This is a genomic window from Funiculus sociatus GB2-C1, assembly GCF_039962115.1.
GTDB lineage: Bacteria > Cyanobacteriota > Cyanobacteriia > Cyanobacteriales > FACHB-T130 > Funiculus > Funiculus sociatus.
Window position 1 is genome coordinate 71,965 of record NZ_JAMPKJ010000012.1, and the last position, 11,553, is coordinate 83,517.

Annotated in this window: 9 protein-coding genes; 1 reads left to right on the plus strand and 8 read right to left on the minus strand. The window is 45.5% G+C overall.

The features are described 5' to 3' along the window. Window positions 1–2: 2 nt before the first annotated feature. Entirely contained in the window at window positions 3–887 is an 885-nt protein-coding gene (locus tag NDI42_RS08570) for a CobW family GTP-binding protein (protein WP_190458112.1), read from the minus strand. 30 nt (window positions 888–917) lie between these two features. Here NDI42_RS08570 and NDI42_RS08575 point away from each other — a divergent pair, with 30 nt between their 5' ends. Continuing rightward, window positions 918–1,727 carry a hypothetical protein gene (locus NDI42_RS08575; protein ID WP_190458114.1) on the plus strand — a complete coding sequence of 270 codons (810 nt, stop codon included), beginning with the start codon at window positions 918–920 and terminating at the stop codon, window positions 1,725–1,727. Window positions 1,728–1,940: 213 nt separating this feature from the next. Here NDI42_RS08575 and NDI42_RS08580 read toward each other — a convergent pair whose 3' ends face one another. The 7 genes from NDI42_RS08580 to NDI42_RS08610 all read right to left on the minus strand — a co-directional run bounded on the left by NDI42_RS08580 (window position 1,941) and on the right by NDI42_RS08610 (window position 11,281). Beyond that, window positions 1,941–3,401: an RtcB family protein gene (locus tag NDI42_RS08580; protein WP_190458116.1), complete on the minus strand. Its 1,461-nt coding sequence runs from the start codon at window positions 3,399–3,401 to the stop codon at window positions 1,941–1,943. 46 nt (window positions 3,402–3,447) lie between these two features. Next, on the minus strand, window positions 3,448–4,260 hold the full coding sequence (locus tag NDI42_RS08585) for a lycopene cyclase domain-containing protein (protein WP_190458118.1): 813 nt from the start codon (window positions 4,258–4,260) through the stop codon (window positions 3,448–3,450). A 16-nt stretch (window positions 4,261–4,276) separates the two neighbouring features. After that, a complete protein-coding gene (locus tag NDI42_RS08590) occupies window positions 4,277–4,486 on the minus strand; it encodes a hypothetical protein (RefSeq protein WP_190458120.1) in 210 nt (69 codons plus the stop codon). A gap of 267 nt (window positions 4,487–4,753) precedes the next feature. Then, window positions 4,754–6,361 carry a cyclic peptide export ABC transporter gene (locus NDI42_RS08595; protein ID WP_190458122.1) on the minus strand — a complete coding sequence of 536 codons (1,608 nt, stop codon included), beginning with the start codon at window positions 6,359–6,361 and terminating at the stop codon, window positions 4,754–4,756. 48 nt (window positions 6,362–6,409) lie between these two features. Further along, complete coding sequence (locus NDI42_RS08600; RefSeq protein ID WP_190458124.1) at window positions 6,410–6,598, minus strand: hypothetical protein; 189 nt, start codon at window positions 6,596–6,598, stop codon at window positions 6,410–6,412. A gap of 186 nt (window positions 6,599–6,784) precedes the next feature. Next, the gene (locus NDI42_RS08605; RefSeq protein WP_190458126.1) at window positions 6,785–9,385 is read right to left on the minus strand and encodes a zinc metalloprotease HtpX; all 2,601 of its coding nucleotides are present in this window, start codon (window positions 9,383–9,385) and stop codon (window positions 6,785–6,787) included. A 246-nt stretch (window positions 9,386–9,631) separates the two neighbouring features. Then, entirely contained in the window at window positions 9,632–11,281 is a 1,650-nt protein-coding gene (locus NDI42_RS08610; protein WP_190458128.1) for a peptide chain release factor 3, read from the minus strand. Window positions 11,282–11,553 lie beyond the last annotated feature (272 nt).

An 11,553-nucleotide genomic window follows, 5' to 3' on the forward strand; every position in this document is an offset into this window, starting at 1 on the left:
GACTATTGCTCACACGACTTTAACTGACTAATAATTTCTTCTTTGCGATCGCTTACCTGTTTGCCGATAAAAACTAGCTCCGTCCCCTCTTGTTCAAATGGCTCCAGATCCCAACGTCCAGCCACGAAATTAAATAGGTAGTTTCCTTCAGGAAATCGTACAAAACCTTTCGCCCGGTAAACATCTGTCCCAAGGGAGTCGGCAAATTCTTCAAAACATTGTCGCTCGAAAGTGGCAGGACTTGTCGTGCTAAATGATTCAAATTCAAGTTGGTGAACGTGATGAGGTTGCGGTTGCACTCGCTCTCGACCAATCCCAAATAGCAAATCTGGGTCTACTTGGCATCGCTTAGTATGCAAAATTGATCCGACTTCGTTGAAGGAGCGCAATTTATCTTCTATTGCCTTTAACTCGCTTTCGGAAACCAAATCAACTTTATTCAGAAGCAGGGTGTCTGCTGCTTCAATTTGTATCCTAGTGGTATGTCCCACAGACGGATATTTCACCATTGCATCTGCATCGATAACCGTCACAACCCCATCCAGCCGCACTTTGGTTAAGCTTTCTTGAATGTCGAACACCAGCGCATCTGGTTCTGCAACTCCAGTTGTCTCCACTACAATATTATCCGGGTCAACACTATCAATGATTTCATTGACAGCGGCTTCAAATTCCCCTAGCAGCGAACAGCAGACGCAACCACCACCGAGATCCGCCATTTGGACATTTTTGCCTTGAATGATTTTAGTATCGATACCAATTTCGCCAAATTCATTCATCAAAATGGCAATCTTTTTAGGAAAAGAGTCAAGAATGTGACGAAGTAGAGTTGTTTTTCCGCTTCCGAGTGGCCCCGTAATGACTGTAAGTGGCGTGCGTACCTGCATAAACTATCCCTTTGATGAAACTGCACTGCGATGATTGAAGAAATACCAGCGAGAATACATTTACTTCCGGCGAAAGGCTCCCCCTACGTCGCTGTAATCAGACGAAAGCCGTCAAAAGTTTTCCACATCATTCGGTGGAATACAGAAGACGATTGCCTAGAGTATGGGTCTTGGTTTAACGGTAAGTTATATCCAAAAAGATGCGATATATCTTTTGACGGAAAATGGATGGTTTATTTGGCGATGGGGGGAAAAAATGGCAACACCTGGAGTGGGGTTTGTCTGTTGCCTCGGTTGAAAACCTACTTGGAGGCAGACAATATTGGAACGTGGTTTGGAGGAGGCTATTGGAAAGATGAGAAAGAACTGTTATTGAATGGTTGGGGACAGCCAAAAGGAAGCATTCCTTTTAAATTGGGAAAGTTGAAGTCTCAGTTTGGAGGAGAAGATTTAGGCGTACTATACCCCAGGTTAGAGCGGGATGGCTGGATAAGAGCCGGAGACAATTACGGTGCTGATGTGAAAGTTGATAATTCCAAAAAGTATATCGTTAAATGCGAAAATGACGACGGCTGGTATTGGAAGCCGAGTCGGGAGCATCCCACATTAAGAATGTATTACAGAGGTTATTTGAAATATGGGTACACTTTTGAGTTTAGGCTAGATGATTATCCCGATCTTCTCGATTGTATTGACTGGGCGACTTGGGATTTCCTAGGGAATTTAGTCTTTGCCAAACAAGGAACGCTCTACAAATACAAGCTGAGTGACTTCAAAACAGGTAAGCCTAGTTTCTGTATAGATTTGGAGTTTTTACAACGTAAAAAGCCAGCAATTTAGGAAGCGATCGCTCAAGGAATTCACAAGCGGTTTCGCGCAAAAGCACTACTCAGCTAATTCTCTATCATCAAGGTGCAAGTCTGCTTCTGTCTCGAAAAAGTCTACTGCACCGCTACTGATTTCGTAGTATGCACCAATCACTGCAATTTGCTGATTTTGAAGGGCTTCTAAAATAACTATGCATCAGGCGATCGCTTAAGTGCTAAACCTTCTTTATCCTTTAATATTGCCAATCGGTGTCAACCGCACCACCTTTTTGCTAATCCCCGCTAACTCCGCCGCTTCAATTACATCATCGATGTCTTTGTAAGCTGCACCCGCTTCTTCTGCTAGTCCAGACATTGAGGTACTGCGGACATAGATGCCCTTCTTCTGCATATCCTTCAGGAGTGTTTCTCCCTTCCAAGCTTTTCGCGCCTTGGTACGACTCATTGTGCGTCCGCTTCCGTGTGCAGTGCTGAAGAAAGTTTGGTCGCCGGTGGGTACGCCAGTTAATAAATAAGATCCGGTTTCCATACTGCCGCCAATAATAACCGGCTGACCAATATTCTTGTAGCGTTCCGGAACATCTTTCATTCCCGGTGCGAAAGCGCGAGTTGCACCTTTACGATGGACGAGGAGCGATCGCTTTTTCCCATCCACAATATGACTCTCTAGCTTGGCGGTATTGTGTGCGACATCATAAACCATGTGCATCCCCAAGTCTTCCGCCGAACGTTCAAAGATTTCCGAAAATACTTCGCGGATGCGATGCAGAATCACTTGACGATTGGCATAAGACATATTGATGCCACATTTCATCGCCGAAAAATAGGCTTGTCCTTCTGGAGAATCAAAGGGCGCACAAGCTAATTCTCGGTCTAGTATTTTAATTCCATACTTGCTATCCATTACCTTTAAAAATCTTTGCAGATAGTCAGTTGCCACCTGATGACCAAATCCCCGACTACCACAGTGGAACATTACCACCACCTGATCCGGCATGGTAATTCCCATTGTCTTGGCTAACTCTGGATCGAAAATATCTAGCTTTCGAGCAACTTGAATTTCTAAATAATGATTGCCAGATCCTAGAGTTCCAATTTGATTAAAACCCCGGTCAATTGCCTTGTCACTAATCTTTGCAGAATCAGCACCTTTAATGCAGCCGTTTTCTTCAATGAGTTCTAAATCTTCTTCCCAACCATAGCCATTATTCACGCACCACTGAGCGCCTTGTTCGACCACTTTGCGAAAGTCATTCCGCGATAATTTCACAAAGCCACTGCTTCCTACTCCAGCCGGAACCCTTTCATAGAGCCTATCTACCAGCTTTTTGATATAAGGTTTGACTTCATGGTAGGTGAGGTTTGTAACCATCAAGCGCATTCCGCAATTGATATCAAAACCGATACCGCCGGGGGAAATCACGCCCCCCTTTTCCACATCCATCGCCGCCACGCCACCAATGGGAAAACCATAGCCAAAGTGTCCGTCGGGCATACACATAGCATATTTGGTTATCCCTGGCAGCGTCGCTACATTCGTAACTTGGTCGTAAACCGCTTCATCTAATTCGGAAATTATCTTTTCTGTCCCATAAATCCGGGCGGGAACGCGCATCCCTTCCTTGTAGGAAACCGGAATTTCCCATACCGTGTCAGAAATTTGTTCTAAAAATTCCTTAATAGGCATCTCGGTTTTACTCCTAAAAGGTGTGTGGAAAATAAAGGCAACCGTCTCAAACCCTATCGTTTACAGACTCTACCTGAGCAAGAGCTTTTGGAAGTTCTGGTCGCCCATTATTGAGAGTGGGGAAAGAGATGAGTGGTAGGAGCGATCGCATATTCCCCACCAAGAGAAACAGTAAAAGTCCTTGCACCACTAGCAGGTTCGTGACTAAAAAGAACGTCGCCTCCTCAATTGGCAACCCGAACAGCTTAAATCCCGTGCTATAAGTCTCCGAAATGCTCCAAATGCCCTGTCCGATGGCGATGCGGTCGGCTATCCACAGGTAAACTGTCGGGGTCAGAGTGCCAATCAGCCAAGCGTCTTTTCTCGCCCAGAGGTGCTTTGCTCCAACTCCCCACTGTAGCGCCAGTACGGGGCCTGCCCAAGCTAAAATTAGCCCCATGTACACAGTCTTATCCGACTGCAACATGAAAGCTCCCGCAATGCTGAGAACGAGCCAGAAAACGATGCCCGATGCTCGCATCCAAGGAGAATCATCCTGCTTCACTGGTTCGCTGGTGCGAGGAAACAGCCAGTACAGCCAAAGACCCGTTAGGAGTGGCTGAAGGATAAAGAATAAATATTCTTCAATGGGTACGTAGCCAATTGTACCCACTACCCGATCCGTGCCGTAGTTCCACACCTCGCGCCAAACCAGGTAATTGTCCCACGGTGTCGTATAAATCAGTGCAACCAGTGCAATCAGGGGCAGCCCTAACCACGCTCTAACTCCTCCAATACCAGCCAGAGGTTGGCGTTGAAGCCATGCCAGTAGGAGGAGCGGTGGCAGGATAAAGACAAGGTGAAACGCCAAATAGGTCATTGTTGCTGCTGATGTTCTAGACGTTAATGATGCCGAAGTAAAAGCCAGCAAAAAGCAAAAGAAGCAGCAGGCTAATTAGGGTAATGCTGATACGAAATGGCTTTGGGGGCAAGTCTTCAGAGGTAATTACACTATCCCGTTGTACCTGAGTAATTGGATCAGAGTTCTTGTCTTCCGGTTTTACCAGATCCCGTTCTGTATTTGTATTGCCGTGTGTCGGTTCCATTGGCGGTTCTATTTGCGTCCTACATAACTCTTCTGCTATCTATCTTCGAGAAACTGCTCTTAGGCTACCTCGTTCTTAAGAACTACCTTAGCGTGGAGAGTAGTTCTGCCAGAGGAGTTAGCTTTGTGTGAAGTTCAGTTGTTATTATAAATACAGAAATTTTCAGGCAAGAGGCTTAAAATTATCCTTATATGGAAGAGTTAGGAGTTGTTCCAGAGGCGATTTATCGTATCTAATGCTTTTGGTAGTTAGGTTCTGTTAGTCAACCTACGCTAATTTTCCGTAGTCTAGTTTTATCGTTTTATCTGCTAGATGAAAATAGCGATCGTCGTGACTAATTACCAGTATAGTTTTACCTTTATTTTGAAGTTCTGGTAAAAGTTGTTTATAGAAGATTTCCCTAAAGAAAGGGTCTTGATCTGATGCCCATTCATCGAATAGGTAAATCGGGCGGTCTTCCAAGTAAGCGGTGAGGAGAGCAAGACGCTTACGCTGTCCTTGCGAAAGGTCTGTGGTGGAAAGTACGCCATCTTTTATTTGGACTTTATGCTCTAACTGAAGTTGCCTTAAATACTCTTGGGCTTGGGTATCGAGGTTATTAATATTAATTCCTAAAATTCGCTCAAATAAATAAAAGTCCGAAAATACTGTGGCGAATAACTGACGATATGATTCTCTATTATTATCAGTGATTTTTTCTCCATTCAGACTAATTTTCCCGGATTCGGGAATGTATAAACCAGCAATAATTTTAGCAAGGGTGGACTTACCACTGCCATTACCGCCAACAATAAAAACCAGTTCACCTGGATGAAAAGTTAAACTAATTGGGCCAAGGGTAAAATTACTTTCTTCCTGTTCTCTACGATAAGTGTGGCTGATTTGGATGAGTTCTACACTTTTGAAAAATGGCTGCGGGTCAGATTGATATTTGGGAATATTTTCGGAACGGCTGGCTAAAGATAAGCCTAAAGTATCAATTTTTTGTAACGCAACGCTGGCTTGGCTGAGTCCGGGTAGTATTTGTAAGATGCTCTGAATCGGCCGCATTATAAAGGTAAGGGTGAGGACATATCCGGATAGAACTGATGTGTTAATTGTTGTAAGTTGGGGAAGACCAAATACTAATAAGGCAAGAAGGATGAAAAAGAGAAGGTCGCCAAAACTAGAAGCGATCGCTAAAATCCTTAAACTGGTGACTCTGTAATCTCGTGACGATGCAGCAGTGACTTGGAGTTCTTCTGTCAGGAAGGCTTCGCGGCGACGAACGTTTAGTTTGAGTTCTTTAATTCCGTCTGTGATGGCGCGAAAGTGTTTGAATAGCCGATCCTGTTCGTCACGAGCAAGTTTCAGAAGACGCTCGGCTTTAGATAATAGAAATTGAACGCTACCAATGGCGACAACTAAAAATACTAGCGTTATTAGTAATACTACCCAGGAAAGCGAGCCTAAATAAACTAAACAGCCGAAAATTATGGCAATGTCAATGGAAAGGAAAGGAATGGTGAAGACTGCGGTAGAGATTGCTTGTATATCTTCTGTTAATGTTGCTAAAATCCGGTTCGCTCCTAGTTCTTCTAGGTGGCGCAAGGGGCATGATAAAATTAAACCGCTCAAGTGCAGTCGCAGTTTATAAACGGCTTCTTGCGATAAACTAACCAGCAAAAATCCGGAGATTAAGCTAGTTACAAGGGTGACGATTGCTAATCCCACAAAGCCCCAGAGTAGTTGATTTGTGGATGTATTGTTGCTGCTGAGGGCGTTGTTGATCGAGGCGATGAGGAAAGCACTACAAGCTCCACTGACGGAACCTGTAAAGGCTGCGATCGCTACTGTAACCCAAGACTCACGCAGAAGAAACCCGATTAGATTCATTTTTGTCTGGCTTGTTGGGTGCGATACATCTAGAGGGACATGGCATTGTCATGTCCCTACGTGACTAAAATTTTGGATTCCATCCTCATACACAGCATACACACAACCAATCTGCAAAAAAAAACCAGCCACTCGCGTGGGCTGGTCAAGCTTGCTGTGTTGGGAGGAGGAAAACCTGATGCCAAGACGGAAAATCGGCCCTTGCGATCGTTCCAAAAGCGAAGCTGCGTCTAGCATAATGACTTTCCTATGTAAATAAATGTAACATACTTACTAGGAAAATCGCAATTTTTCGTTACAAATTAGTACCAATTAATTGTTTTTTGTCAATCGTTGTCGTTTGTTTTACTCGATCGCAGACAACCGATGACTCTCCCCAAGTGTAGATTTATGGAATAGATGCACAAAAACCTGAGATATTTACTAGCCGCGCCAAATAATGTAAATTCCCCAAGCCGCAGCTGCACACGCCAAAATCGTTGACCAGATAGGGTGGTAGGAGCGAGTGGTTATACCGCTTTGCGATCGCAGGGTTTCCAAATCGATCCAGGGAGTTGCCCCCCGCCGAAACCAGCCGATGGCTGTGACAGGAAGGTTTACCAGGTCGCCAGGACGAGATGATGGTAAAAGATTGCCAATTGGGCCTAGTTGGGAGCAATGGTGTAATTTGATTAAACCCGTGTCAGTTTGCAAGATTAAATCCTGTCCCAGCCAATTACTCATCCCTCGCCGCCCTAAGAGTTTTCCTTGCATACGTACTGGCTTACTATCCACAGGGAGAGTGGCGGTACTGGCGTAGAGCTTTGGCAGGTTGGGGTCTTGCAAGTTGCCTGGTTTGATATCCGGGAAGAAGGCATTAATCCGCAAAAAGGTGCCAAGGCCAAAACCTATCGGTAAGCAACCGATAAGAATAGTCCAGTAATCGTCCAGCATCCAAACAAGTTGCCGGATTCCGAAGAAACTACCAATCCAACCCAACAGCCAAAATAAACATCCCAAGGCTAAACCGAACAAGATGCCAAAAAAGGGCGCACCTTGTAAGAGGAGTTTGGAGTTTGGAGTTCTTAGCTTCGTTTTTGGGGTTTTGAGTGAGGGTATTTGAGTGAAGTTTAGTTCTGTTTCCAGCTTCCAGTGACGGGCGTAGAGGGATATTAAGTACAAGCGATCGCCTATTAAAGGATGAGAGTTATTAATCGTCATCCACTGACGAGACGGGTTGAGACAATCCCATTGCAGAACTGATTCAAAGGTAGTAAGAGGCGTGACACTGCCCAAAGCGATCGCCTGTCGGTGTCCCACTGGCATCAGTAAGTCGAAGCTTTCTAAAAGCCAGCTAGTTGATTGATGTTGTTGGACATCAGCGGCAATGCCAATGGCAATTTTAAGTAAAGCACGGGTAAGTCCATTGGGGTTGCCAGTGATATCTGTCGCCACGCGATCGCTATAATTAAATCGCGATCGCGACAACCACAAACCTAAAGCGCGAGTTAGCCAAAATAAGCCGTAACTCAAAGCCGAAATAACCGCCGCAGGTATTTTTAGTACAGGGCTTTGAGTGCTGTCTCCCCAACGCGCTACTTGCCAATAAACTATGTAAGCAAGCTGTGCGACTAAGACGACGAGGGAAATTACTGCCAAATTCGCTCCCAACGGCAAACACGCTAAGGCAATCCACCAACAATTAAACGCCCAATCCGGGTTTCCTAACAAGTAGAAAAAACCGCCGATTAGAAACATCCCAAATGCGATCGCAATCCCTACCAGCCTATTTTGGACAATATGCCCCAACTCACCTGCATAGATGGCGGCAATTTCCTCATCTGCCAGTTGATCTAATAGCCCTTGACTAACTACGATGCGGGCAGTTTGGGGCAAATTTCCATAAGTGAGTGCAACTGGGGCGCTACTAGGTAATATCTTTAAAGTTGGCAACTTTAAGCGCTTTTGTCCGCAATAGCGCGGTAACATTTTAGCTGCCTCTGGGCTGAATTTAGACAGCCCAGAAAGAGACAAGGGTTGGATGCCATAAAAGTGCTTGAGTATAAGATCCAGTATCCAGGGCGACAGACACGCAAGCAACAGTAAAAGTATTACTACAACCCCGGTTGGTTGTTCGTAAAAAGCTTGGATAGGTTGCAAAAAGGGAATATTGAGCAAGAAGTTGTTCGTCGTCGTCATTACGAACTGAAGTAAAAGCGAAATCGCCCAAAATAAAGCGATCGCAACTCCAGCCTGAAGCAACCACAAACGCTCTTGTTGTACTGCTTTCATAGCTTTCCATCCTTGGGCGCGTCCAGCTTGCTTCCATTGTAAAGACGCAGGCGATCGCGTCTGTTCAACAGGCAATTCATCCGCATCTTTACTGCTGTCATCAGTTCCAAATGTCTCAGAAATTGCCGCCGCTAAGAGTGGTTTATTCTCGTTCGCATCTGACCGGGAAGGAGATCGGGGAGACTCTGCTTGTGTATTCCCCTTTACTGCCTTTTGTACAGGCGCACTTACGTCTTTTTTATCAGACTGGGATGTGTCCCTTGGTGTCGCTGGACTTGCAGTTGTTTGTAAAGGCACATCAGCAATATTAGAACCCGTCCCCGTGCGGATTTGTGGGGGTAGGGTTTCGTTGAGAGGGACAAACCCCGTGACATCGGATGCTGGTGGTGGTTCTAGTGCTGGCGTTGTTTCGTTGAGAGGGGCAAACCCCGTGACATCTACCGTTTTTGGGGAAGGTTCAGATTTTGGGGGCGGTTGAGGATAACGTTGATCCAATTTAGCTTTGATAGGCTCCGCCCAGCTTTTAACTTTGGGATATTTGCTTTGACTGAGGGCGACACAAAGCGATCGCGCTTTCTCAATTTTGCCAGTGCGTTCGTAAGCAACCACCAGTCCCATCTGAGCGCGGACGACTGACTTTGAACTGAGATCAACTTCGCAGACACCTTCAAGGTGAGCGATCGCATCTTGGTAATTTCCCTGTTTCAGGGCTGTTAGACCATCGTCCAGAGATGGGTCAGGTAGAGAAGCCATAAAAATTCTTTCACTCGGCGTCCTTCCAAGATACCCATACTTCTGCTCTCAAGTATCAAAATTTGGGATTTTGCCTCGCCCAAAATCTTTCCTATATCCGTAGCATCTTGGCTACAATTTGTATCATTTATTCTCTCCCTCTGGGCTGGCAGGAAGGCAGGGTGGTTTCATACAACCCTTAGAAAATTGCGACATTTTGTAGGGGCATGGCAATGCCATGCCCCTACCGCACAAATTATCCTTAACTTACAACTCCACTGGTTGTTGTCCCGCAACTACAGGCGCTGCGACATTCAACTTCAGCTCTGGGTGATCTGCTTGCACCTGCTGACAATTCCATTCATTTCGGAATAACAGCACCGGACGACCCCAACTATCCTTCACCGTGACAGTGTTGAACAATCGCCCAACTTTTTGCAACGCTTCCCAACCACCATCAACCCAACGCGCCACACTATAAGGTAACAATTCCAACAAAGTCTCAACGCCGTACTCATTCTGCATCCGGAACTGCACCACTTCAAATTGCAGTTGTCCCACTGCTGCCAGAATTGGGTCGCGTTTGGCATCATCCGCCGAGTACATGATTTGTACCGCGCCTTCTTCCCGCAGTTCGGAAACGCCTTTGTGGAATTGCTTGAACTTGGAAGGGTTGGGATTTTTCAGATAAGCGAAGATTTCCGGCGAGAAGCAGGGAATCCCTTCATATTCCAGCTTCTGACCAGTATAAATTGTGTCACCAATCGCAAATACGCCGGGATTGTTCAAACCAATCACATCGCCAGGATACGCTTCTTCAATTGATTCTCTGTCTTGGGCAAATAGTTTTTGGGGACGAGACAGACGAACAGCTTTGCCAGTACGGGCGTGATTTACCGTCATATCTTTTTCAAACTTACCAGTACAGACGCGCACAAAGGCAATGCGATCGCGATGCTTCGGGTCCATATTCGCCTGGAGTTTGAAGACAAAGCCAGAAAATTCTGGATAAGTCGGGGGAATTTCGCCGTTGGTGGAGTTGCGCGAACCCGGCTTCAAGGCATAATCCAGAAAGGCGTTTAAAAACGGCTCCACACCAAAGTTGGTCATGGCGCTACCAAAGAATACGGGTGTCATTTTGCCAGCGTGAACCAAATCTAAGTCAAGTTGTGACCCCACGCCTTCTATGAGTTCTAAATCGTCTTTGAGTTGGTAGTAAAGCTCTGGCTCTAAAAGTTCTTCAATCCGAGGATCACCTAATTCTACAACCGTATCAATGGCTTCGCGCTTGCCGTGTTCGCTGCGCTCGAACAGGTGAATTTTTTTCTCTCGTCGGTCGTAGACACCTTTGAAGCGATCGCCCATCCCAATCGGCCAGTTTACCGCATAAGTCTGCAACCCTAACTCCCGCTCGATTTCATCCAGCAGATCCAACGGTTCGCGTCCTGGTCTATCGAGTTTGTTTACAAAAGTAAAAGTGGGGAGATTTCGCATCCGACACACTTCAAACAGTTTCCGTGTCTGCGGTTCCAAACCCTTAGCCGCATCAATTAGCATCACGGCATTATCTGCTGCTGCCAAAGTGCGATAAGTATCTTCACTGAAGTCTTGGTGTCCGGGAGTGTCCAGCAAGTTAATCTGACAATTTTCATACTCAAACTGCAACACCGTCGAGGTAATCGAAATTCCCCGTTGTTGTTCCATTTCCATCCAGTCAGATGTTGCCTTTTTTTGCGCCCGTCGCGCCTTGACTGCTCCCGCCTCGTGAATTGCGCCTCCGTACAGCAAAAGCTTTTCCGTCAGCGTCGTTTTACCCGCGTCGGGGTGAGAAATAATCGCAAAGTTGCGCCGCCGCTCAACTGCTTGTTGTAATTCGGCTTTAATTGTCGTTTCTTGGAGATGTGAATCAGTTACCATTCTGATAATTTGTTCGTTGCTTTACAAAAATAATAATTATCAAAGCTAATAATTATAAAGCTTAAAGTTTCTCTTTATATATTTACTATATCATGTAGGTGCCAATAACCACCTAAAGTACCCGTATTTTTAACGTTCTCAGGGATATTGCGATCGCTACTTTCCGTATATTTTCGGATTAACAGCCCCACTTTAATGAGCCAATTTAAAATGAATCCTATTACTGCACTTTAGGAGCTTCAGCCGTCAGCAGCTGTTATAACTATGGCTCC